This is a genomic window from Streptomyces sp. NPDC057565 (assembly GCF_042801455.1).
Classification (GTDB): domain Bacteria; phylum Actinomycetota; class Actinomycetes; order Streptomycetales; family Streptomycetaceae; genus Streptomyces; species Streptomyces yanii.
Genome location: NZ_JBHVFU010000028.1, coordinates 1 through 22,432, shown reverse-complemented (window position 1 = coordinate 22,432; position 22,432 = coordinate 1). Strand labels below are relative to the sequence as shown.

Annotated in this window: 19 protein-coding genes; 9 read left to right on the top strand and 10 right to left on the bottom strand. The window is 71.5% G+C overall.

Annotated elements, in window-relative coordinates:
* The first annotated feature begins 178 nt into the window (after positions 1-178).
* From ACFU8W_RS33030 to ACFU8W_RS33015, 4 genes are all read left to right on the top strand, one after another.
* On the top strand, positions 179-3,037 hold the full coding sequence (locus ACFU8W_RS33030; protein WP_384045047.1) for an AAA family ATPase: 2,859 nt from the start codon (positions 179-181) through the stop codon (positions 3,035-3,037).
* Positions 3,038-3,084: 47 nt separating this feature from the next.
* Positions 3,085-4,071 carry an alpha/beta hydrolase gene (locus ACFU8W_RS33025; protein WP_384045187.1) on the top strand — a complete coding sequence of 329 codons (987 nt, stop codon included), beginning with the start codon at positions 3,085-3,087 and terminating at the stop codon, positions 4,069-4,071.
* A gap of 100 nt (positions 4,072-4,171) precedes the next feature.
* Entirely contained in the window at positions 4,172-5,215 is a 1,044-nt protein-coding gene (locus ACFU8W_RS33020; RefSeq protein ID WP_384045044.1) for a helix-turn-helix domain-containing protein, read from the top strand.
* Between the two features lies 1 nt (position 5,216).
* A complete protein-coding gene (locus ACFU8W_RS33015) occupies positions 5,217-6,248 on the top strand; it encodes a helix-turn-helix domain-containing protein (RefSeq protein WP_384045041.1) in 1,032 nt (343 codons plus the stop codon).
* 65 nt (positions 6,249-6,313) lie between these two features.
* On the opposite strand, the gene ACFU8W_RS33010 is transcribed toward ACFU8W_RS33015, so the two are convergent.
* The 3 genes from ACFU8W_RS33010 to ACFU8W_RS33000 form a co-directional block, all read right to left on the bottom strand.
* Entirely contained in the window at positions 6,314-6,442 is a 129-nt protein-coding gene (locus ACFU8W_RS33010) for a hypothetical protein (RefSeq protein ID WP_384045038.1), read from the bottom strand.
* An 88-nt stretch (positions 6,443-6,530) separates the two neighbouring features.
* Complete coding sequence (locus ACFU8W_RS33005; RefSeq protein ID WP_384045035.1) at positions 6,531-7,658, bottom strand: low temperature requirement protein A; 1,128 nt, start codon at positions 7,656-7,658, stop codon at positions 6,531-6,533.
* Positions 7,659-7,708: 50 nt separating this feature from the next.
* The gene (locus tag ACFU8W_RS33000) at positions 7,709-9,076 is read right to left on the bottom strand and encodes a dihydrolipoyl dehydrogenase family protein (RefSeq protein ID WP_384045032.1); all 1,368 of its coding nucleotides are present in this window, start codon (positions 9,074-9,076) and stop codon (positions 7,709-7,711) included.
* A gap of 237 nt (positions 9,077-9,313) precedes the next feature.
* On the opposite strand from ACFU8W_RS33000, the gene ACFU8W_RS32995 reads away from it, so the two are divergent.
* Both ACFU8W_RS32995 and ACFU8W_RS32990 read left to right on the top strand, forming a co-directional pair.
* On the top strand, positions 9,314-9,892 hold the full coding sequence (locus ACFU8W_RS32995; RefSeq protein ID WP_384045029.1) for a Dps family protein: 579 nt from the start codon (positions 9,314-9,316) through the stop codon (positions 9,890-9,892).
* Between the two features lie 139 nt (positions 9,893-10,031).
* Positions 10,032-11,036, top strand: a complete 1,005-nt coding sequence (locus tag ACFU8W_RS32990) for an adenosine kinase (protein ID WP_384045025.1) — start codon at positions 10,032-10,034, stop codon at positions 11,034-11,036.
* Here the strand turns inward: ACFU8W_RS32990 and ACFU8W_RS32985 are convergent.
* Entirely contained in the window at positions 10,964-12,400 is a 1,437-nt protein-coding gene (locus ACFU8W_RS32985) for a helix-turn-helix domain-containing protein (protein WP_384045022.1), read from the bottom strand. The two genes, ACFU8W_RS32990 and ACFU8W_RS32985, sit on opposite strands and share 73 nt — an antisense overlap.
* A gap of 417 nt (positions 12,401-12,817) precedes the next feature.
* Here ACFU8W_RS32985 and ACFU8W_RS32980 point away from each other — a divergent pair, with 417 nt between their 5' ends.
* Positions 12,818-15,055: a SpoIIE family protein phosphatase gene (locus tag ACFU8W_RS32980; protein WP_384045019.1), complete on the top strand. Its 2,238-nt coding sequence runs from the start codon at positions 12,818-12,820 to the stop codon at positions 15,053-15,055.
* Between the two features lie 36 nt (positions 15,056-15,091).
* Here the strand turns inward: ACFU8W_RS32980 and ACFU8W_RS32975 are convergent, their stop codons facing one another.
* The 4 genes from ACFU8W_RS32975 to ACFU8W_RS32960 form a co-directional block, all read right to left on the bottom strand.
* The gene (locus ACFU8W_RS32975; RefSeq protein ID WP_266980443.1) at positions 15,092-15,364 is read right to left on the bottom strand and encodes an HPr family phosphocarrier protein; all 273 of its coding nucleotides are present in this window, start codon (positions 15,362-15,364) and stop codon (positions 15,092-15,094) included.
* Positions 15,365-15,405: 41 nt separating this feature from the next.
* Positions 15,406-17,403: a fructose-specific PTS transporter subunit EIIC gene (locus ACFU8W_RS32970; protein ID WP_384045016.1), complete on the bottom strand. Its 1,998-nt coding sequence runs from the start codon at positions 17,401-17,403 to the stop codon at positions 15,406-15,408.
* An 85-nt stretch (positions 17,404-17,488) separates the two neighbouring features.
* Entirely contained in the window at positions 17,489-18,436 is a 948-nt protein-coding gene (gene pfkB, locus ACFU8W_RS32965; protein WP_327243841.1) for a 1-phosphofructokinase, read from the bottom strand.
* A complete protein-coding gene (locus tag ACFU8W_RS32960) occupies positions 18,433-19,194 on the bottom strand; it encodes a DeoR/GlpR family DNA-binding transcription regulator (protein WP_327249373.1) in 762 nt (253 codons plus the stop codon). Before ACFU8W_RS32960 ends, pfkB begins: the two co-directional genes overlap by 4 nt.
* Before the next feature lie 619 nt (positions 19,195-19,813).
* Here ACFU8W_RS32960 and ACFU8W_RS32955 point away from each other — a divergent pair.
* Entirely contained in the window at positions 19,814-20,353 is a 540-nt protein-coding gene (locus ACFU8W_RS32955; RefSeq protein WP_384045011.1) for a hypothetical protein, read from the top strand.
* A 220-nt stretch (positions 20,354-20,573) separates the two neighbouring features.
* Here ACFU8W_RS32955 and ACFU8W_RS32950 read toward each other — a convergent pair whose 3' ends face one another.
* Both ACFU8W_RS32950 and ACFU8W_RS32945 read right to left on the bottom strand, forming a co-directional pair.
* On the bottom strand, positions 20,574-20,795 hold the full coding sequence (locus ACFU8W_RS32950) for a hypothetical protein (protein ID WP_384045008.1): 222 nt from the start codon (positions 20,793-20,795) through the stop codon (positions 20,574-20,576).
* 17 nt (positions 20,796-20,812) lie between these two features.
* A complete protein-coding gene (locus tag ACFU8W_RS32945; protein ID WP_384045005.1) occupies positions 20,813-21,406 on the bottom strand; it encodes a TetR/AcrR family transcriptional regulator in 594 nt (197 codons plus the stop codon).
* Positions 21,407-21,540: 134 nt separating this feature from the next.
* On the opposite strand from ACFU8W_RS32945, the gene ACFU8W_RS32940 reads away from it, so the two are divergent.
* Positions 21,541-22,341 carry an alpha/beta fold hydrolase gene (locus ACFU8W_RS32940; protein WP_384045002.1) on the top strand — a complete coding sequence of 267 codons (801 nt, stop codon included), beginning with the start codon at positions 21,541-21,543 and terminating at the stop codon, positions 22,339-22,341.
* The last annotated feature ends 91 nt before the right edge of the window (positions 22,342-22,432 follow it).

Sequence of the window (22,432 nt, the reverse complement as noted above, 5' to 3'; positions counted from 1 at the left end):
TCTGAAGGAATTCTGACAGGCCCGATTCCGGCATGACTGGTCACATGACAGAAGCGCCTCTTCCGGCGCTCTGACAGCATCCACTCATGGGCGTGGGACGTGAGACTTGCCGACCTTTCGTCCAGTGAAGTCGGTAGGCCGTGGCGATCTCGTCCATGGTTCGGGGGAGCGGAGTGCGATGACGGAATTCGACGTGAGGGGCGCGGCAGCCGCCGGTGAGGAAATCGACCCCGGCGGCTCCGAGCCGACCGCAGCGGTGATCGGCCGGGAGGCGGAGGTCGACCGGATCCTGCGGTCCCTCGATGTACGCGATGGCCTCCCCCAGGCTCTTCTCCTGCTCGGCGAGGCCGGAACCGGCAAGTCCCGGCTGCTCCGGGTTGCCGCGGAGACAGCCGAACGACGCCGCACCCGGGTCCTGTCGGCGCAGGGCTGGGGCTCCGAGGAGCCGCAGGCGTTCTCCACCCTGCACCAGCTGCTCCTGCCGGTGCTCGGCGCGATCGACGCTCTGCCGGAGCACCAGCGGCGGGCGCTGTGCACCGCTTTCGGTCCGGCCCCGGAGGCTGGACCGCCGGAGATCCAGGCACTGGGCGCCGCGGTGCTGGCACTCCTGGGGCACCTCGCGCAGGCATGCCCGGTCCTGCTGGCCGTGGACGATCTGCAGGACTGCGATCGCGCGTCCATGCGTGTTCTCTTCTTTGTGACGCGACGCCTGACGAACCAGGCCGTGACCGTGCTGTTCACCGCACGCGGCGAGGCTCCCCCGGCCGGGGTCCCCGCGGATCTTCCCGTCCTGCCGCTCGGCCCGCTGTCGGACCGGGCGTCGGCCCTGCTTCTGGATGCGCAGCCAGGCGCACCCGAGGGAAGGGTCAGGCTGGACCTGCTCCGACAGGCGGAGGGGAACCCGCTGGCGGTCGTCGAGCTGAGCCGGGCGGCGTACGGTGCAAGCGGGCCGGCAACGGCCGGTGCGGACCCGCGGCAGACCGCGCGGATCCAGCAGATGTTCGCCGCACGGCTGGGCGAGCTCCCCGAGGAAACACAGCGCGCCCTGCTGTACGCCGCGGCCTCCTCGCAGGAGGACGAACTCGTCACCGTCATGGCCGCACTGGGCGCCCACGACCTCGCCGTGTGGGTCCGGGCGGAGGAAGCCGACCTGATCACCATCGCCGACGGCCGTCTCGCGTTCCGCAACCCGCTGATCCGCACCGCAGCATTCCACCGGTACGCCGCGAAGCTGCGGCAGCAGGTCCACCGGGATCTCGCCGCCGCACGAGGCCAGGTCCCCGCACGTCGGGCCTGGCACCTGGCCGCAGCAGCCATCGGTCCGGACGAGGCGGTGGCCACGGCCCTGGAGGAAGCCGCCACCCAGGCCGCGCAGACCGGAGACTGCTTCGCCTCGGCGAAGGCACTGGAACAAGCCGCGCGCTTCAGTGCCGGCGTCCACGACCGCGCTCGGCGTCTGGCCGGAGCGCTGGCCGCCGCGAGCGACGTCGGGGACCCGGAATGGGTGCGCGACCTGTACGAACGATTCACCCGGGTGAACCGCGACCCGGAACTGCTGTGCATCGCGGCCTGCGCCATGAGTGGCGCGCTGTCACTGCTCTCGTTCCAGCGGGAGGCCTTCGACCTCCTGCTCGACGTGTGGCAGCGCACGCCACCGAGCCGTGCAACGACCTCCTTCGCACTGGCCGCGGTCGCCACGGAGATCTCCCGCCGGTCCGGGCTGCCCGAGCACCGGCTGCCACTGCCACGACTGCTCGACCACGCGGTCCGGGCAGCGCAGGCCGAGAAGGACCGGTGCGCACAGCAGGACGGGTTCTTCCACGAGCTCTCCGGGCCCGAGGTCCTCGCCTCCCTGGAGGCCGCCGTGTCGGTGGGGATCGATCCTGCCGTACGGGGCGGCAGCGACGCGCTGCGAAGGTTGACCGCCCCTCCCTCCGAACCCCTCGACGGTGCGCGCCGGCTGACCCGTCTGCTGGCGACCGCCTCGGTCGCCCACCACGTCGACGAGTCGGAGCTCTGCGCGGAGAGTTACCGGCAGGCAGGAGCGCTCCGTGGCACGCGGGGAACGCTGGGGCCGCGCGCATGGACGCTCGCGGCCGAGGTGGACACCCTCGTGAGCATCGGACGGTGGGCCGAGGCCGAGGCTGTGATCGAGGAGGGCCGGTCCGCCGCCGCGGTCCACCGGTTGACCCGTGTCGACATGGACCTCGAAGCCCTGGAGGTGACCCTCCGCGCGCTTCGCGGCGAGACGATGCCGGACATCCCGTTCACCGGGTCCCCCTGGCGCTCCGTCAGTCTGGACGAGAACCGGTCCACACACGCCAGAATGCTGCGGGCGTGCGGTCTGACCGCGATGGTCCTCGGGGACGGCGACCGGGCCTTCCGGCACTTGCGGGCGTTGTTCGGGGAGGACGGTTCGCCCCTTGATCCCTTCCTTTCACCGCGCTCCATCAGCGAACTGGCCGCTGCCGCCCAGCGCATCGGCCGGCAGCAGGAGGCGGCACGCATCCTCGGGGACGTACGGGAACGCCAGGGTGCGCGACCGACGACGCGGATGACGCTCCTGATGCATCATGCGGCGGCCCTCGTGAACGAGGATGCCGACCCCGAGCACCACTTCCGGCTGGCCCTGGTCAATTCGGAGGCGGAGAAGTGGCCCCTGGAGCGGGCCCGAGCCCGTCTGCACTACGCGATCTGGCTGCGCAGGCGCAGAAGGCCCCTGGATGCCCGAGGGCAGCTGACCGCGGTGCTGGAGGTCGCGGCCCGGCTCGACGCCCGGCACCTTGCCGCGTCGGCCCGCGGCGAGCTGCGCGCGACCGGGGTGGCCCAGGCTCCCGCGTCGGCCGATCGTCTGGCCGAACTGACTGCTCAGCAACAGCAGATCGCGAGGCTGGCCGCGAACGGACTGTCGAACCGCGAGATCGGCGAACGGCTCTTCCTTTCGCCGCGTACTGTGGGCTCGCACCTCTACAACGTCTATCCGAAGCTCGGCGTCAGCAGCCGCCACCAACTGCGGGACCTCCTGTATGACAGGTGACGGGCAACGAACCAGAACCCCGAGGGGCCGTGCGAGAGGCGAACCGGATGCAGTTGGACCCCGAAGGGGAAGCGGGCGGAGAACCTCTGTCGGCCGTGATCCTCGATCCGCTGGTGCAGCGGCTCGTCGACGCGTCCGCGGCACCCCCCTTTCTGCATGAGCTGGGACCGGTGGACGGCCGACAGGCGTTGCGGGAGTCTCAGATCCACCTGGTCGACGACTTCGAGGTGGATGCCACCTTCCACGTGGCGCCCGTGGGGCCCTCCGGCCTGGTCGGCTTCTGGATCTTCAGGCCGTTGGGCCTCGCCGGCCCGCTTCCCACCGTGCTCTACGCCCACGGGGGCCGATGGATGCTGGGAGACGCACAGACCCACGCACGGCTCGTCAGCGAGCTCGTGCGGGGCGCGGGCGTGGCCGCTGTCGTCCCCGAGTACAGCCGTACTCCCGAGGCCCGCTACCCCGTGGCCCTCGAGGAGTGCTACGCGCTGATGACCTGGGTGGTCCGGCAGGCCGGGGCACTCGGGCTCGACGCCGACCGGCTGGCCGTCGCCGGGGACTGCGCCGGCGCCACCGTGGCCACGGCGCTCACGCTGATGGCGAAGTCGCGCGGCGGCCCGAGGGTCCGCGCCCAACTGCTGTACTACCCGCTCACCGACTCCCGCTGCGACAGCCCCTCCCAGCGGCACTTCGCCACGGGCTATCTGCTCACCCGGGAAGCGCTGCGCTCGTACTGGCAGCAGTACGCCGACGATCCCGTGCAGCGGGACGAGCCGGCCGCGTCCCCCGTGCGTGCGAGCGTCGCGGAGCTCGCCGAGCTGCCGCCTGCGCTGGTGATCACGGCGGAGGCCGATGTGACACGGGACGAGGGAGAGCGGTACGCGGACCGGCTGCGTCGTGCCGGAGTCGAGGTGACCTCAGCCAGATTCCTGGGCACGGTCCACGACTTCGTGTCGCTGACCGCGTTGCGCGACAGCCCGCCCACGCGGGCGGCCGTGCTGCTGGGAGGACTCTTCCTTCGCAGCCACCTGAGGTGAGGGCGGCTGCCCGCTGTGCCCGGCCAGGACGGAGCAGGTGGGACCGGACCAGTCGGCCGACTGATGCGTCCGACACCCCGGCGAAGGCACGCTGGTCTGTATGCGAACGAGTTTCGGTGCCTTCCCGGGGGACGGTGTCCACGTCCATGACCCCGCCACGCGGCGACGCCCGCGTCAGGTGCTGTGCACGAGCACCGTGCCCCTCAGCAAGAGTATGGACTTCTGGCACGACGCCGTCCTCGCGCAGCTCGTGGGGATGGACATCTCCGCGGAAGGGGGAACATACGACGCCACCATGCGTACGGACCACCTCGGCGACCTTCAGATCAGCACGATCGAGTGCGATCCCGGAGTGGTCCACCGGGCCCCGCGCTTCATCGCCGGTGGCGACGGCCACGAGGTGTTCGTCGCCGTACTCACCAGGGGCGTCGCCCAGGTCGAGCAGGATGACCGCGCCACGGAGCTGCAACCGGGCGATGTCGGGTTCTTCGAGAGCATTCGCCCCTTCCGCATCCGGTTTCCCCAACGGTTCCAGTTGAAGATCTTCGCCGTGCCGCGAAACCTTCTGGGCCTGGCGGAGGCGGACCTCAGACAGATCACGGCGAGGTCCATGCGCCCGGAGACCGGGCTGGCGGCCCTGCTCTCGCCGTTCATGTCGCGCCTGGCGGACACGTCCGAGTCGTACTCCCCGTCCGCCGCCGAGCAACTGGCCGGCAGCGCGGTGGACCTGCTGGCCGCGGCGGCGGCGCAGCAACTCGGCGCGGAGCCGACGAGCCTGCCCGGCGCCGACCGCGTCCTGCTGCTGCGTATTCACCGGTTCATCCGCTGGCATCTGGCGGAACCGGACCTCACCCCCGAGGCCGTCGCACGGGCCCATCACATCTCGGTGCGGTATCTGCACCGGCTGTTCGAGGGGGAGGGTACGACGGTCAGCCGTTGGATCCGTGAGCTGCGCATGCAGGAGTGCCGCCGGGAGCTGATGGCCACCACCGCGCGGGGCGCCGGCGTGGGAAGCGTCGCCCGCCGCTGGGGATTCACCAGCACGTCCCATTTCGGACGGGCCTTCCGCCGGGAATACGGGACGTCGCCGACCGAGTGGCTGCGGCACGAGCAGGGCCGACGCTCCGTCGAGGGGGGCGAGTGACATGCCGGTCCGAACGCCGCTGACGGGCGGTGTGCCGCCGATGGACCTGTCCACGGAGACCGTCGGGCCCGCGGACAGGGTCCCGGCCTGGAAGCGGGCCCTTTCGCGGACCTACGTCGATCTGGATCTGGTCGTCCGGGAAGACCCGCGGTCCTGGAAGGGGTCCCTCAGGGCGGACCGGCTGGGATCGCTTCAGGTCGCCACCGAGGAGTCGGACCCCGTGAAGGTCCTTCGGACCCCGGAGGGCGCGGCGGGGGACGGCCGCGCGTACATGTTCGCCCGCGTCCAGCTGGAGGGTTCGGCGCTGCTGTCCCAGGACGGCCGCGCCGCGCAGCTGCACCCGGGAGTCCTGGCCTTCTACGACGCGAGCCGGCCGTTCACCCTTGTCCTGCCGGAGCCGCACCGGGCCTGTGTCCTGATGGTTCCCCGCGCGATGCTGAGGCTGGACGAGGCGGGGATGCGCCGGGTCACCGCGAGGGCCGTCGGCGGCACGGCCGACCGACCGTCAGAACTGATTCTGCCGCTGCTGTCCGGGCTGGCGCAGGAGATCGGTTCCGCCTCGCCCCAGGTACGCGAGCGACTCGCGCGCACCGTTACGGGTCTGCTCTCCACACTGGCCGAAGACCTGGTGGACGCGGACGGGCGGCCCGCGGCCGAGGCGGGGCCGGTCACGGTGCTGGACAGGATCAAGGCCTCGGCCGAGTCCCGCCTCGGCGAGCCCGAGCTGTCTCCCCGGATGCTCGCCGACGAGCACCGCATCTCCCTGCGCTACCTGCACAAGCTTTTCCACGCGCAGGGCACCACGGTCAGCGGCTGGGTACGCCAACGGCGACTCGATGCGTGCAGGGCCGAACTGGCCCGTCCCGGCGCGGCCGACCTGGCGATCTCGGCCGTGGCCGCCCGCTGGGGTTTCATCAACCCGGCCCACTTCAGCCGTGCCTTCCGCCGGGCCTACGGGGTCTCTCCGACCCAGTGGCGCGCGACCGCCGGCACGCAGCAGCGGCGAACGGCCGACCTGGCCCGTTCGGTCTGAGGCGTACGACCCCGGGAAAGGGAGCGGGCTCCGCGCCACGATCCGGGTGCGGGGCCCGCGCCCCTTCACGACTGCGGCCCGGTCCAGGCGGCGTTCGAGGCCGAGAGGCGGTGCCAGGCCACGGAGGTCGCCGTGATCAGCACCGGCGCCAGGCCCAGGGTGGGGGTGAGTCCGGCGTGCCGCAGGCGGCGCATGCGGCCGCGCGACCGAACTCCCCATACGGGGAGTTCGGTCGCGCGGCCTTCGGTCCTGGCCCAGCGTGAGATCCCGCTGCGGGCTTCTTCACCGGCGCCGCACCGTGACCACCACGACCAGGGCCGCCAGCAGCGCGCCGGCGGCGAGGGCCGGGGCCGGGGAGCAAGCGGCCAGCAGGATGCCGACCGCGGCGACGGGATAGGGAATCCACTCGGACACGGTTCTTTGGTGGGGCCGCAGGTGTACAGCCCAGACAGTGATCAGGAAGACGGCCGCGGGGACGGTGACCGCCGCGCCGGCGGCCAACGGCGAGGCGTCCGTGCGACGCGTGACGTGATCGGCGTACGCGGCCAGGCCGGCTCCCTCGGCGGTCGCCGAAGCGAAGATCAGGTAGTGGCCGTAGGCCCAGATGAATCTCCTGCGGTGGGCCCGGTGCGTCGTGGCGAGCAGGGTGTGCGCGGGCCTGGCGAAGTACAGCCACCACATGGCGTAGGCCATGAACAGGCCACCGGCTGCCACCGCGTAGAGCGAACCGGTGCCTTGGTGCCGGTCGAAGGCGCCCCGGACGGCGACGGTGGCCGCCGCGACGGACTCCCCGAGGACGATCAGGGTGAAGAGTTCGTAGCGCTCGGCAATGTGGCGCGGATGCCATGGGGTCATCCCGGCGGACTGCGCCCACACCGGGACGGAGACCTCGGCGACGATCATCACGAGCATGCCCGGCAGCCGCGCCGAGACCGGGAGACCGAGCAGCCCGACCCACCCGATCTGACACAGCGACACTCCGGCGGCGAAGCGCAGAGTGGTCGGCCGCCGAGCGGGATCGGACCACGCGGCACGCAGCCACAGGGCGGCCAGGGCCGTGCGCAACACGACGTATCCGGCCGTGATGACCCGCAGATCGCCCTCCTCGAACGCGCTGGGAACACCGGCGGCGAGCACGAGCGACCCGGTGATCTGGACCAACACCGTCAGCCGGTACAGGAGGTCGTCCGGGTCGTAGGCGGATGCGAACCAGGTGAAGTTCATCCACGCCCACCAGATGGTGAAGAAGATCAGCGCGAAGCGCAGGACACCGGTGGCGTACTCCCCATCGGTCAGCGCCTCGTGCAGACTCCCGGACGCCTGCGCCACCGCGATGACGAAGCACAGGTCGAAGAGGAGTTCCAGCGGGGTGGCGGACCTGTGCGGCTCGCCGGGGTCGCGGCCCGGCATGGTGCGCCATCGCCTGGGTGCCGGGTCGGTGTGAGTGATCGGTGGGCGGTTCAGCGGAGGGCTCCGAGCGCGGCCTCCACCGTTCGGTGGAAGGTGGGATACGTGTAAATCATGTGCTGGAGGCGGTCGACGGGTATCTCGGCGTGGACGGCCACGTTCAGCCCGTAGAGCACCTCTCCTCCCGCAGGCCCCGCCGACGTCGCACCGACCAGTACGCCCTGGTCGGTGTCCTCGACGAGCTTGACGAACCCCTCATTGCCCGGCCCGTGGATCCACCCCCGCGTGGAGGAGGAAAGGGGCAGCACGCTGGTGCGCACCCGCAGCCCCTGCTCCCGCGCCTGACGCTCCGTCAGCCCCACGGCGCCGATCTCCGGGTCGGTGAAGGTGACACGGGGCAGCGCCCGGTAGTCGGCGTCGGGACCGGGCCGGCGGAGTATGTCCCGAACCGCGATCTCGGCCTGGTACATCGACACGTGGGTGAAGGCACCCCGGCCGGTGATGTCACCGACCGCCCACAGTCCGTCCGCGGCCCGCATCTGCCCGTCCGTGTGCACGACTCCTGCGGTCGGGTCGAGCCCCACCGAGTCGACCGCCAGCGGAGCAAGGTCGGCTTGACGCCCGGCGGCGACCAGCAGTCTCTCGGCACGCAGCGGCTCCCCGCCCCCTTCCAACCGTATGGTGAACGCCGTGCCGTCGTGACTGACCTGCCGCACCCGAGCGCCTGTCAGGACGGTGACCCCGTCCGCCCGCAGAGCCTGCGCCGCCAGCTCCCCCGCCTCCGGCTCCTCCTGTGACAGCAGCCGTTCCTGCCCCTCGATCACCGTGACCACACACGTGAAGCGGGCGAAGACCTGCGCGAGTTCGACGCCGATGGCGCCTCCGCCGAGCACGACCATCGACTCCGGCAGCTCCTTGGCCGCCATGGCATCCCGGTTGGTCCAGTACGGCGTTCCCTCGAGGCCTGGCACCGGAGGGATCCGGGGCCTCGTGCCGGTGGCCAGCACGACACCGCGCCGGGCTTCGAAGGTACGGTCGCCGACCGCCACCCGGCGCGGCCCTGTGAGGCGACCTGTTCCCCGGACGAGTCGACCGCCCCTGGCCGCGAGCCGGTCGACCGCCACCTGGTCGTTCCAGCCGTCGGTCGCCTCGTTGCGAATACGCCCGGCGACGCGGCCCCAGTCCGGAGTGACGGCCACCTCACCGGCGAGAGCGGGGATCCGGCCCGCCTCGGCGAGCAGATTACCGGCCCGGATCATCATCTTGCTGGGCACGCACGCCCAGTACGGACACTCGCCGCCGACGAGTTCCGCCTCGACCCCCACCACGTCGAGTCCGGCCTCGGCCAGCGTGCCCGCGACGTACTCGCCGCCCGGCCCCAGCCCGACGACCACCACATCCACCTGCTCGTTCGTACTCATGTCTCTCCTCGTTCCCCGGCTCACCGGGCGTGGGTTGCCCGGCCGAGGCTAGAGCGGCAGGGCAACCGCCCATGCCTGCCAGCGCACGGGGTCTCGCCCGAGAGCGAACGCCTCGCACATGCGACGGACACAGTGCGCGGGCAGGCATCACCGCGTGCGCTTGCGGGCAACCCCTGCCCCGTCCGGGCGCCTAGCGTCACCCGGGTACGCACAGCACGGCACCGCAGGAGGCGGATCATGACCAACAAGTCCCAGCCCGTGAGCAGCAGCCAGCCGTGGCTGCACCAGAAGGGCGAGGTGATCCAGGAGTTCGGGACCGTCAAGCAGTTCCCGGTCGGTCTGTCCTACGAGGCGCGGATGTATTCCTGCCAGCGTCTGAACAAGGCCCTGGCGGACACGCAGATCCTCTACGGCCTCTACAAGAAGCATCACTGGCTGATGCGCGGAGCGACCTTCTACCAACTGCACCTGGTCCTGGACAAGCACGCGGGGGAACAGCTCGAAATCGTCGACACCATCGCCGAACGTGTCCAGTCCCTGGGGGGCGTCGCGGTGGGCGACCCCCGGCACGTAGCGGAGATCACGTCGATCCCGCGTCCTCCGGACGGCGTGGAGGAGGTGCCGGCGATGCTGTCCCGGCTCCTCGAGGCCCATGAGGCCATCCTCATCGACGCCCACGACGCCGCCGCCCGGGCCGCCGAGCTGGGGGACGACGGCACCAACGACCTGTTCGTCTCCCAGGTGATCCGCACCGGCGAGCTCCAGGCGTGGTTCCTGGCCGAGCACCTGGTCGACACGCCACTGGTCCGCGCCTGAGGGAACGGAAGCGACGGGTCGGCAGGCGAGAAGCAAATGCTTGCGGGAAGATTCTGCAACGTCTTGTGGTCGTGATGGCTGCCCTGCTTGACTCGCCTGCCGACAGCCACAGTTGCCGGTCGGCCGGAGAGGAACACCCATGAGCGCCGAGACCGATGTCCTCGTCCTGGGAGGCGCGGGCGTCGACACGATCGTGTACGTGCCGGAGCTGCCCCTCCCGTACGCCGACAGCTACATGATCCGCCCGGGGATCGAGACACGGGCGGGGCAGACCGGGGACTTCGTTGCGTTGGGGGTGAGCGCCCTGGGCCTGCGCGTCCATCACCTCGACATGATCGGCGACGACCACGCAGGTGACCTGATCCGGGCGCTGCACCGCGACCGTGGCATCGCACTCACCGAGGTTCCGCTGCCCGGCGGTACCAAGCGCGCCGTCAATCTCGTCGGCCCCGACGGGCGACGGCTGTCCCTGTACGACGACAGCCGGTCGCAGGAGGGGGACAGGCTGCCCGAGGCAACGGTCCGGTCCCTGGCCACGGCGAGCCGTCATGCCCATGTCTCGATCACCTACCCGTGTGCCTTCGCTCTTCCCGTGCTGCGGGAGGCCGGAGTGACGATCTCGACCGACCTGCACAACTGGGACGGCGTCAACCCCTACCACGAACCGTTCGCCCACGAGGCGGACCTCGTCTTCGTCTCCGCCGTCGCCCTGGCAGACCCGGAGCGGACCATGCGACGGGTCGCCGAGCGGGGACGTGCCCAGGTGGTCGTTGCCACGGCCGGAGCCGAGGGCGCCTATCTGCTGGCCGACGGCGAGGTGACCCGGATTCCGGCCGTCACGCCCCCGGGGCCGGTGGTGGACTCCAACGGCGCCGGCGACGCCTTCGTGTCCGGCTTCCTCCTCGGTTGGCTGGCCGGCGAACCGCCGCGGCGGTGCGGCCTCTACGGTGCGGTGGCCGGAGCCCACGCCTGCACGGTGGAGTCGACGCGAACCGACCCGATCGGCCGTGACGAACTCCTCGCCCGTGTCGCGGAGTCGGAGAGTGAGAAACGGGGCCACGGTCGGGACCGTCAGCCCCAGGGCGTCTCCGGCGGACGGGCCGGAGCCGGGCCGAGGGTGGTGGTGCCCGGACTGGAGCGGTGACCGAGACCGGTGCGGTAGGCGTCCATGGCTGCTTCGGTGCGGCCCTCGCTGCGCAGCAGGTCGCCCAGGAGTCGGCAGATGTCGGCGAGGTCACCCGCCGCTCCGGCACGTTCGAGCAGGGAGAGAGCGGTGACGTAGTGCTCCTCGGCGGCCTCGGCGTCACCGGATTCCTCGGCGATCAGGCCGAGCAGTCGATGGGCTCCGCCCGCGTGGACCGCGCCGCGGTCGGGGTGGAGGCCGCCGAGCAGGTCGCGCAACAGGGCCGCGGCCTCGTCGGCCTTGCCGCGGCGGCGAAGTACATCGGCGAGCTCCACCTCGACCTGGGAGGTGTAGAGGGCGGCGCGCTTGGAGATCAGCATGGAGTGCGCGGTGCGCAGTTCGCTTTCCGCCTTTTCCAGGTCGTCGTGCTGGGCGTGGACGTAGCCGCGCATCCAATGGCAGTGGGCGAGTTCGGTGCGCATCTGCAGTTGCTGGTAGAGCTCGGCCGCCTTGGCGAGCGCGGCGTCGGCTGCTGCTGCCCGGCCCTCCGCGATGAGGGTGCGGGCCACCGAGCGGTGCATGGAGGCGACCAGCGCGGGATCGGAGACCTGCGGAGCCAGCGCCAGGGCCAGGTCGGCGGCCTGTGCGGCGCGTGCGTGCGCTCCCAGGTCCATGTAGGGCGCGATGGAGGCGGTGTAGAGCTGGAGCAGGGCGCCGGGGTCCTGCAGGCCCGAGGTGTTCAGTTCATCGAGGGCGCTTTCCAGCAGGTAGCAGGAGTAGCGGAGTTCGCCCGCGAGGAAGTGGGCGACCGCCCGGCCGCGTACCGCTCGGGCCCGCTCGGGCAGGGGCGCGTCGGTGAGTTGCTGCTCGGCGGCCTCGAAGTGGGCACGCGCCTCGGCGAGTTCACCTGTTTCCAAGGCGCATTCGCCCAGCCCGGTGAGGGCGGTTGCCTGTTCGGTCCGGAGGCCGTACTCCTCGGCCCGGGCGAGCAGCCGCCCGTACTCCACGGCCGCATCGGCCGCGTCTCCGGTGGCCAGGATCCGCTGTGCGTCGGCCAGGCGAAGCCGGAGCGCGGTGGCGAGATGGCCGGGGCGCCCGGTGGCGAGCTCCTCGTACGAGACGTCGAGCCGCTCGGCGAGGTGGCGCAGCGCCGCCTCGGAGGGCCGGACCTTTCCGGCCTCCAGGGTGGAGATGTACGCGGCCGTGTAGGAGGGCTCGGCCAGCTGGCGCTGGGTCAGCTCACGCTCCTTGCGGAGCCGCTTCACCCGTTCGCCGATCACGAGAGGGGCGTCCTGGCCCACCGGGCGGTCAGGCCGCTCCGGTACGCCGCGCGCGGGGGTTTCCGCTGCCTCGTCGGCCGAGGCCGCCCGGCCGGTCCCTGACATCGTGCCTGCTCCTGTGCTGTCGGCTGTTCGGTACGGGTGAACGTCCCACGCGGCAGCAAGGACGGATGTGTGCACGGACTGTTTCCCATGGCCGGATTCTTCGGTGGGATGTGCAAGCGCAACCTTATTCATCGGTGGCCGCCCCCGGCCAGGGAGCTCCTCTTGAATACGGGATTCAAGGCCCGTTCGGCCTGCGTCCGGCCCTGCCGGGCGGCGCGACGGGTACGCGGTGGGATCTCCGAGTCCGATGCGGCGACCACGACCTGTCCGCCCGGCCCTCCATGCACCGGTGGGGACACCGAGTGGCGTCGCGCGGGCGCGTACCTAAAGGATTGCGCCCATACTGAAATGGCTACGGCGCGTATCGCCGAGCAGCCGGGCAGCCCCACCTGTCGCCGACGCACCGGGGTGGATCTCATGGACTCCCCATCCTCCGCGGCATGCCCCGACGGGCCGGCCGGGCGTGCGACGACGTCCCGTGACCGCGCCATCGCCGCGGCCCTGCGACGCCTGAATCACCATGTCGACTTCACCACCTGCACCGCCTATCTGCTGACGGAGGACGACCGGGCGCTGGTGGCCGCGATGATGGTCGACACCACCATGAGTTTCACGGTGCCCTCGGGCATCGCGGCGGACGACAGCAACTTCTCCGCGGCGCGAGCGCATCAGTCGGGGAGGGTGGTGCTGTTCGAGAACTCGGAGCTGCGGGAGCTGACCCGTCGGGTTCCCGCGCTCTTCCTCACCAACCCCTACCCGATGATGGTCGCCTCCGCGCCGGTACGGACCGACCGGCACCGGTTCGGTGCCGTGACCATGCGGTGGGTGCCGCCGCGGCCGGTCGCGGACGAGACGCTGGACTACCTCCGGGTTGTCGCGGAGGACCTGGCTGTCGAGCTGCAGGACCTCGCACAGCAGGGCGTGTCGATGAAGGCTCCGGACCTCCCGCTGTTCATTTCCGCGCTGCCGCACAGCAACGCCCCCACGGAAAGGAGCGGGGGAGCACAGTCGCCGACCGCCCCCGTGCCGACCAGCAGCATGTTCCTCTACCAGCTGCAACGGCTCGCCGCCGAACTCACGGCCGCGGTGCACATCCGGGACGTACTCGCCGCCGCCGAATCCCAAGTGGTGCGGCCCTTCGGCGGCCGGGCGGTGATGCTGTGCCTCGCCCAGCAGGGGCGGCTGCACGTGATCGGCGCCTCGGGGTTCTCACGCGAGGCGGTTCACCGGGTGGAGGGGACGCTGCTGTCCCGCCACACCCCGGAGACGGACACGATCCGCTCGCTCGAGATCCGGTCGTTCCGGTCCGCCGAGGAACTGCGGGACGCCTATCCGGATGGCGATCCTGACCCGGAGGTCCAGGCCCGCGCCTACCTCCCCCTCGTCTCCAACGGTCGGGCCATGGGCTGCTGCGTCCTGGAATTCCCGGAACCCGCGCGCCCCATCGCGCCCGAGGAGCTCGCCGTCCTGGCGATCATGCTGGAGCAGGTGGGCCAGTCCCTGGAGCGGGCCCGCTCGTACGAGATCGAGCACGCACTCACCCAGACCCTGCAGCGCAGTCTGCTGCCCCGCAGCCTCCCGCATCTGACCGAGGCGGTCGCCACGGCCCGCTATCTCCCGGCGACCGAGGGGGCGGAGGTGGGCGGCGACTGGTACGACATCGTCCCGCTGCCCGGCGGCGGAATCGGCCTGGTCATCGGTGACGTGGAGGGCCACAGCCTGGAAGCGGTGGCGGTCATGGGGCAGCTGCGCAGCGGCGTCCGGGCGTACGCCACCGAGGGGCACGACCCGGCCACCGTGCTCGAACGGAGCAACCGGCTCCTGTCCGGGCTGGACACGGATCTGTACGCCACCTGCTGCTGCGTCTGGCTCGATCTGTCGACCGGGACCGCCGCCACGGCGACCGCGGGCCACCCGAGTCCGCTCCTCGTCGGAGCGGGAGGGCGGAGCATCACCGGGCCGCTGCCCGTCGGACCTCCGCTGGGCGTCGACCCACTGGCGCGGTACGAGCAGAGCGATGCGCAGCTGGAGCCGGGCTCGGTACTGGCACTGTTCACCGACGGCCTGCTGGACGCGCGGCTCCTCGGATCGGACGCGGCGATGGCGAAGCTCGGCCGGGTGCTCGCCGACCACAGCGGAGACAACCTGGAGGTGCTCGCCGACCGCATCGTCGCGGACCGCCGCGAGTGGCGGGTGCTCGCCGACGACGCGGCTCTGCTGCTGGTGCGGTACGAGGGAGCGCATCCCCAGGGCCACCGGCGGACGGCGCGGATGTCGGTACAGCGACACCACCTGCAGGCAGTCGCCCAGGTCAGAGTGTTCCTGCGGGACCTGCTGCGCCAGTGGGACAGGGCGCAGCTGCAGGAAACCCTGGAACTGGTGACGACCGAGGTGGTCACCAACGCACTGATCCACGCCGACAGCGAAGTGGAACTGAGGCTGCGGGAGTACCCGGACCGCATCCGCGTCGAAGTCCGCGACAGTGACCCACATCCGCCCGTCCCGACGGCGATCGTCGCGGACGAGGAGACCAATCAGGAGGCCGAGTCCGGGCGCGGACTGCTGATCGTCGACGCGCTTGCCGGCGACTGGGGAAGCTCGCCCGCGGGGCGCGGCAAGACCACCTGGTTCGAGATCGCCCTGCGGGCCGAATGACGAGGTGCTGCCGCGCCGTCCGGCGGCGTTGCGGCTTTACGGCGTCGCGTCGAGATCGCGGGCGAGGAGCGTGGCCAGTTCCTCGATCGCGGCTTCCGCACCCTCGCCGTCCGCGGCCAGCACCATCGAGTCGCCGTGCTGGGCCCCGAGGGCGAGAACCGAGAGCAGGCTCCGGGCGTCGACCGGGCTCTGGCCGTCCCGGCCGATGGTCACCCTGACCGGCTGCCGGGTGGCTGCCTGGACGAACAAGGAGGCCGGACGGGCGTGCAGTCCGCTGCGGGAGCCGACGGCGACGGTGCGCTGGTGCATGGTGATCTCTCTTCCGTGTGGGTGGTGGGAGGTGGAGTCCGTCAGGCGGCGACGGATATCTGGGGTTCGCCGGTCGCCGGGGCGGGCGTCGGCGCGGTCCTGCGCATCCCCTTGAGGAGGACGACCAGGGTGGTCGCGACCGCCGTACCGACGGCGATGGCCAGCAGGTAGAGGAACGGGCTGCCGATGAGCGGCACCACGAAGATGCCGCCGTGCGGGGCGCGGAGTGTGCAGCCGAAGGCCATCGACAGTCCACCGGTGACCGCGCCGCCGACCATGGCCGACGGGATCACCCGGAGGGGGTCGGCCGCCGCGAACGGGATCGCGCCCTCGCTGATGAAGGACGCGCCCAGCACCCAGGCCGCCCGGCCGTTCTCCCGCTCGGTCCTGCTGAACAGGCTGCCGCGCACGGTCGTCGCGAGGGCCATGGCCAGCGGCGGCACCATGCCGGCCGCCATGACCGCAGCCATCACCTTGAGGCTGCCGGGCGTCGGGTCGGCCAGGCCGCCGACCGCGAAGGCGTACGCGACCTTGTTGAGCGGACCGCCCATGTCGAAGCACATCATCAGGCCGAGGACGACGCCCAGGATGATCGCGTTCGATCCGGAGAGCCCGTTGAGTCCGTCGGTCAGGGCCCGTTGGAGCGAGGCAATCGGCTTGCCGACGACGATGAACATCAGGAAGCCGACGACGGTCGAGGCGACCAGGGGGATCACCAGCACCGGCATGATGCCACGCAGCGTGGGATGGACCTTCACCCGTTGGATCGCCATCACCACCGCACCGGCCAGCAGACCCGCGGCAAGACCGCCGAGGAAGCCCGCGTTGATGGTGAGGGCGATGGCACCGCCGACGAAACCGGGGACGAGTGCGGGCCGGTCAGCCATGCCGTACGCGATGTATCCGGCCAGCACCGGCACCAGGAAGGCGAATGCCGCGGTGCCGATCTGGTTGAGCAGAGCGGCCCAGCTGGCGGTCTCTCCCCAGACGAAGTGGTCGGCGACGGACTTGGCGCCGGCGATCTCGTAGCCGCCGATGGCGAACGACAGCGCGATGAGAAGGCCACCGGCGGCGACGAACGGCACCATGTAACTGACGCCGGACATCAGATAGGTCCGCAGCCGGATCCCGAAGTGTGCGTGGTCACCGGCGGACGGGGTGCCGTCGTCCTGGGGACCGGTGCCGTCCGAGACAGTGCTGATCTCGCCGCGCGCTGCCTTCTGCCGGGCTTCGGCGATCAGCTCGGCGGGCCGGTTGATCCCCGCCTTGACCCCGGTGTCGACGAGAGGTTTGCCGTCGAACCGCGCCTTCTCGCGCACCTCGACGTCGTGGGACCAGATGACCGCGTCGGCGGCGGCGATGACCGCGGGGTCCAGCCGCTCGAAGCCGGCCGAGCCCTGCGTCTCGACGGTGAGTTCCACGCCTTCGGCGCGGGCGGCGGCCTCCAGGGACTGCGCAGCCATGTAGGTGTGGGCGATGCCGGTCGGACATGAGGTGACGGCGACGATTCGGAAGGGTTCGGCGGCGGGGGTGGCCGGGGCGGTTCCTGCGGGCTCCTCGGTCGCCGCAGCGTCCGGCGCCGACTCGTCCGCCGCGGCCTCTTCGCCGCGGATCAGGGCGGCGGCCGCACCCGCATCGCGCTCCGCGCGCAGTGCGCCTGTGAACTCCGGGTCCATCAGCCGTCGTGCCAGGCCGGAGAGGATGGTGAGGTGGTCGTCGTCCGCCCCGGCCGGAGCCGCGATCAGGAAGATCAGATCGGCGGGGCCGTCCGCAGCGCCGAAGTCGATGCCACGCTCGCTGCGGCCGAACGCGAGGGTCGGCACGGAGACGTGCTCGCTGCGGCAGTGCGGGATGCCGATGCCGCCGTCCAGACCGGTCGGCATCTGGGCCTCACGGGCGGCGACGTCTGCGAGGAAGCCGTCGAGGTCGGTGACGCGGCCGGCCGCGACCATCCGCTCGGCGAGCGACCTGGCGGCGTCGTCCTTCGTCTCGGCGGGAAGATCGAGATCGACCAGTGCCGCGGTGATCAGTTCACTCATCGCGGGGCTCCTTGCTCGGGGACCGTCCTGTGGGCGGTGCGGGGGGACGTGGGGCGGTGCGGGGTCGTTCGCGGAGGCGCGGCGGTCACGGCGCCGGCTCCTTCAGGGGGCGGTCCAGGGGGATGTCGGGGGTCGTGGTGACCGCCGACAGGTCGAGATCGGCGGGGGTCGGCATGACGCTGCCGGGGAGCTGTACGGCCGCCGCCCCGTGGGCGACCGCAGCGGCGAGCGCGGCCGGGCCGCTTCCGCCCGCGGCGAGGAAGCCCGCGAGGGAGGCGTCGCCCGCTCCGACGTTGCTGCGGACCGACTCCACCCGGGCGGTGCCGAAGTAGGTGCCCGTGCCGTCGACCAGCAGCTGCCCGTCGGCCCCCAGGCTGGCGAGCACGGCTCGGGCACCGCGCTCACGCAGCTCCTCGGCCGCCTTCACGGCGTCGCCCACCGTGGCCAGCGGGCGACCGACCGCTTCGGCGAGCTCCTCCGCGTTCGGCTTGATCACATCGGGCCGCTCCCGCAGGGCTGCGGTCAGCGCGGCTCCGGAGGTGTCGAGGGCGATCCGGACCCCGGCGCGGTGACTCCGGGCGACCAGCTCTGCGTACCACTGCGGGGGCAGCCCGCGCGGCAGACTGCCGCAGCAGGCGATCCAGTCCGTGCCCGCCGACCGGATCCGTACCGCTTCCAGCAGGGCCTCCGCTTCGGCGCCGGTGAGCTGCGGACCGACGGCGTTGACCTTGGTGAGTGTCCCGTCGGGCTCGACGAGCGTGACGTTGATACGAGTGCTGGCGACGATCGGGACTCCTGCCGCCTCGATGCCGTGCTCGCCGAGCAGCCGGGTGAGCAGTGCGCCCTCCGGCCCGCCGAGCGGTGCGACGGCGACCGTACGGTGGCCGGCCGCGGCGACCGCGCGCGAGACGTTGATGCCCTTGCCGCCGGGGTCGACCCGGTCCGTCGTGGCCCGCAACACGGTGCCGCGGGTGAGCCCGGGCAGTTCGTACGTACGGTCCAGGCTCGGGTTGGGGGTGACGGTGAGGATCATGTACGTACTACTTCCGTGCCCTGGCTCTCGATGGCGAGGGCGTCGTCGGGGCCGAGTCCGGTGTCGGTGATGAGCAGGTCGACCTGGGCGAGATCACCGAAGCGCGCGAAGTGCTCCTGGCCGAACTTGGCGGAGTCGGCGAGCAGCACGACCCGCCGCGCGGCGGAGATCATGGCGCGCTTGACGGCGGCCTCGGCCAGGTCCGGCGTGGTGAGACCGCCGTTCGGGGAGAAGCCGTTGGTGGCGAGGAAGACGACGTCCGCGTTGACCTCGCGGTAGGCGTTCAGCGCCCAGGCGTCGACGGCCGCGCGGGTACGGTGCCGGACCCGGCCGCCGACCAGGTGCAGCGCGATGCCCGGGTGGTCGGCGAGCCGGACGGCGACCGGCAGCGCGTGGGTGACCACGGTGAGGTGGGCGTCCAGCGGGATGACCGCGGCCAGCCGGGCGGCCGTGCTGCCCGCGTCGATGATCACGCTGCCGTCGACGGGGAGTTCGCCGAGCGCGGCGGCCGCGATGCGTTCCTTCTCGTCGATGGCCACCGCATCGCGTTCGGCCAGATCGGGCTCGAAGTCGAGTCGCCCGGCCGGGATCGCACCGCCGTGGACGCGCCGCAGCAGCCCGGCCCGGTCGAGGGCCTTCAGGTCACGCCGCACGGTCTCGGCGGTGACCTGGAACTCCTCGGCCAGGGACACCACATCGACCCGGCCGCTCTCGCGGGCGAGGCGGAGGATTTCCTGCTGCCGCTCCGGTGCGTACATGTTGTTTTGGTTCCGATCAATGTCCGACTGTGTGGTTTCGCCGTCAGGTTACGGCCGTGAGGCGGCGATGTAAACAGACTCGGGCAAAGAATGGGTACGAACGGGCGTGTGTGGGCACGCCCGCAGCCGACGACCGCACCGCACCCGACGTCGGTGGAGATCCCGAGGGCGAGCGCCAGAGGTTCCGGCGGCGCCGACGGGCAGCCCCGTGAGCAGCCCGGTCCGGGGCGCGGGGCGGGTGGTCGTCCGCTCGCCGGTCTGCGTGCCCGTGTCGATCGACAGCGACGGCACCAGGAAGGCGGACACGTCTGGAGGGCGGTGAAGTCGTGAACGCTGCGGAAGGAGACGGTCGGGAGTGACGGCAGGGCTCCGAAGGTCACCATCGAGCGGTAGGCGATCGCCATCCCGTCCGCCGGACTGCGGGTTGCGGAACAGGAGCAGGGCATGCCCCTCCCGGGGCGTCGATCGTATCGATCACCCGGGGCTCCTGGCCGCGGGCGCCGCGGAGGTCCTGCGGACGCCGGTTCGTGCTCCGCCAACTCGGTACGTTCTCGCATGACTTCACGGCCCGTCCGGCCCTTACTGGTCTCGTACAGGTTCGTCGGCCATACTGCCCGCCGTGGAGCAGCGCATAGATCCGAACACTCAGCCCGCGTACGCCGCAGGGACAGACCCGGCGTACATACCTGGTCTCACGGCCCCCCTCGCCGTCGGGACGCCCGAGGCGGACCAGGAGAAGACCGAGGAGCCGGCGCCCGAAGGTGCCGTCCCCGACGGCGCCCTTGCGGAGGGTGCCCCCGGGGGCTCCGCCGCCGATTCCGGCTCGGAGGACGCAAAGGACGGGGAGCAGGAGGAACACGAGAAGGACGAGAAGGCCGAGAACGGGCCCGTATTCGAGGTCAGCGACCGGCGGGGTTCGATCACCGCGGACCGTGACGGCATCCGGTTCCGGCTGGACGACCAGGAGGCCGAGTTCCACTGGGACGAGGTCGGAGCGGTCGAGGTGAAGGTCCCCCGGTTCGGGCGCCGATTCACCGTCACCGTCCACATGTCGTCCCGCCGCTGGTTCAACGCCGAGGTCGAGGCGGCCGACAGAAGCAGTCTCAAGGCGTGGGCGGAAGAACTCGACGTGGTGCTTGACGCCTACTTCGAGGAGTAGCCCGGGGCGGTGGCGAAGGGCAGGCCGGAGGCGTGACCGGATCATCCCCGGTGCGGCAGGCGGTGTACCCGGCCGACGGGGTGGATTGCCCCCGGATCCGGTGCGGCGTCACCGAGACGCGGACCTGGGCCGCCCCGTCGTCACGGGCAACACGCCCCGAGCGCTGCAACACGGGTGAGGGACCGACCTCCACGGCCGGCCCCTCACCCGCGATGCGTCCCTACCGGCCGGTGCCGAACCGGGCCATCGGCTCGATGAGTTCACGCTCCTCGTCTGCCGGATGCGGGACCAGCACATCGGTGAGCAGTTCGATGGCCGAACGCAGCGTCATCGTCGCCGCTCCGGCGCCGTCCTCGCCGATGACCCGGGCCCCCAGCGCCTGGTCGATCCGCTCGATGACGCCGGCGATGGCGTGACGCTCCTTCTCCAGCCGGTCGAACACCGGGCCCGGCGGGCGGCTCAGGACCGGCCGGGGCCGACGATCCGGGCCAACGCGCGCAGCCCGGCGACGACGTCGGCGCCGGTGGGGGCCTGGCCGGGATCCGTGAGCCACTGCGTCATCAGGCCGCTGAGCAGGGCCATCTGGACGCCGCCCAGGGTGCGCGCGGCGGCGTCGTCGACCGCGTCCTCGTCGACACCGCTGAGGATCGCCGCCAGCCCGCGCCGGCCCTCGGCCTGGCCCCCGGCGAGATAGCGGCGGAGGTCCGCGGAGTGCTCGGCCTGGGCGAGCGCCTCGATCGAGGCGAGCCACAGGGCGCGGTGGGTGCCGAAGGACTCGATCACCCGGTCCCACATCGCCTCGTAGCGTTCGGCGGGCGTGGCCCCCTCCCGCTCGAACGCGGCGAGGGTGCGGCCGGTGTGCGTCCCCCACTCGTCGATCGCCTCGATGAGCGCCGCGTTCAGCAGCGCCTCGCGGGAGCCGAAGTGGTAGCCGATCGCGGCCATGCTGACGCCGCCGGACGCGGCCGTGATGTCGCGGATGGTGGTGCGCGCCCACCCCTTTTCCTCCAGGCAGCGGCGGGCCCCGGCGAGCAGGTCTTCGCGATTTCCCATGGCCGCATGCTATCCAACGGTGGATCGAACGCATCAGACGAAAGCCTTAGGCGATCGAATGAGGCAAACGCCTTGTGCAAGCGCCCAATTTTCCCTACGGTCCTTCCATCGCCATCGAGCAGGGGAGATCCGCAGTGAACGACACGGCTTCGAACGGCACCGCAGTCCGCGCCGAACTGAACATCGACGGACGTCGGCTGTCCTACCTCGACTTCGGCGGCACCGGCCGCCCGCTGGTCGCGCTGCACGGACACCTGTCCGAGGGCGCCACGTTCGCCCCGCTCGCCCGTGCGCTGACCCCCGAATGGCGGCTGATCGCCCCGGACCAGCGCGGCCAGGGTGAGTCCGACCGTGCCTGTGACTACTCCCGGGAGGGCTACCTCGCCGATGTCCTGGCGCTCCTGGACCACCTCGATCTGGGCCGCGTCGTCCTGCTCGGCCACTCCCTCGGAGCCATCAACGCCTACCAGTTCGCAGCCCGCCACCCCGAGCGCGTCAGCGCGTTCGTCAACACCGAGGGCCCCGTCGCGCTCGACCTGGACGGGCCGAATCCGCTCGGCTTCCTCCTGGGGCTGCCCTACGGGGCAGCCACCCGAGACGCGCTCGTGGCCGGTTTGGGCCCGGCCGCGCCGTACTTCTCCGACCGGCTCCGTGAGAACCCCGACGGCAGCTGGCGACTGCCCTTCCACCCGCAGGACATGCACCGGTCCGAGGAGCAGGTGCACGGTGACCACTGGGACGACTGGACGGCCAGCACCTGCCCCGCCCTGCTCATTCACGGCACCAAGGGCATCATCCCGCCCGAGCAGATCCGCGCCATGGTCGAGCGTCGTCCCGGCACCGTGACCTCCGAGCTGGAAGGCGACCACCTGATCCCCTCCACCGCCCCGGACGCATTCGCCGCCGCGGTCCGTGCCTTCCTCGGCGCGATCTAGCTTGATCTTTAACCTGTTCGGCGTGGACGTGGGGTCGTTGACTTCTTCGTCCGCCGCTTCGCGGTGTCTGTTTTGCGGACTGTGTGCACGT

Coding starts and splice junctions, on each gene's coding strand:
- ACFU8W_RS33030 (WP_384045047.1), top strand. CDS start 179: ATGACGGAATTCGACGTGAGGGGCGCGGCAGCCGCCGGTGAGGAAATC.
- ACFU8W_RS32995 (WP_384045029.1), top strand. CDS start 9,314: ATGACCAACAAGTCCCAGCCCGTGAGCAGCAGCCAGCCGTGGCTGCAC.
- ACFU8W_RS32975 (WP_266980443.1), bottom strand. CDS start 15,364: ATGCACCAGCGCACCGTCGCCGTCGGCTCCCGCAGCGGACTGCACGCC.
- ACFU8W_RS32945 (WP_384045005.1), bottom strand. CDS start 21,406: ATGGGAAATCGCGAAGACCTGCTCGCCGGGGCCCGCCGCTGCCTGGAG.
- ACFU8W_RS33020 (WP_384045044.1), top strand. CDS start 4,172: ATGCGAACGAGTTTCGGTGCCTTCCCGGGGGACGGTGTCCACGTCCAT.
- ACFU8W_RS33025 (WP_384045187.1), top strand. CDS start 3,085: ATGCAGTTGGACCCCGAAGGGGAAGCGGGCGGAGAACCTCTGTCGGCC.
- ACFU8W_RS32985 (WP_384045022.1), bottom strand. CDS start 12,400: ATGTCAGGGACCGGCCGGGCGGCCTCGGCCGACGAGGCAGCGGAAACC.
- ACFU8W_RS33010 (WP_384045038.1), bottom strand. CDS start 6,442: ATGCGCCGCCTGCGGCACGCCGGACTCACCCCCACCCTGGGCCTGGCG.
- ACFU8W_RS32970 (WP_384045016.1), bottom strand. CDS start 17,403: ATGAGTGAACTGATCACCGCGGCACTGGTCGATCTCGATCTTCCCGCC.
- ACFU8W_RS33000 (WP_384045032.1), bottom strand. CDS start 9,076: ATGAGTACGAACGAGCAGGTGGATGTGGTGGTCGTCGGGCTGGGGCCG.
- ACFU8W_RS32960 (WP_327249373.1), bottom strand. CDS start 19,194: ATGTACGCACCGGAGCGGCAGCAGGAAATCCTCCGCCTCGCCCGCGAG.
- pfkB (WP_327243841.1), bottom strand. CDS start 18,436: ATGATCCTCACCGTCACCCCCAACCCGAGCCTGGACCGTACGTACGAA.
- ACFU8W_RS33005 (WP_384045035.1), bottom strand. CDS start 7,658: ATGCCGGGCCGCGACCCCGGCGAGCCGCACAGGTCCGCCACCCCGCTG.
- ACFU8W_RS32980 (WP_384045019.1), top strand. CDS start 12,818: ATGGACTCCCCATCCTCCGCGGCATGCCCCGACGGGCCGGCCGGGCGT.
- ACFU8W_RS32990 (WP_384045025.1), top strand. CDS start 10,032: ATGAGCGCCGAGACCGATGTCCTCGTCCTGGGAGGCGCGGGCGTCGAC.
- ACFU8W_RS33015 (WP_384045041.1), top strand. CDS start 5,217: ATGCCGGTCCGAACGCCGCTGACGGGCGGTGTGCCGCCGATGGACCTG.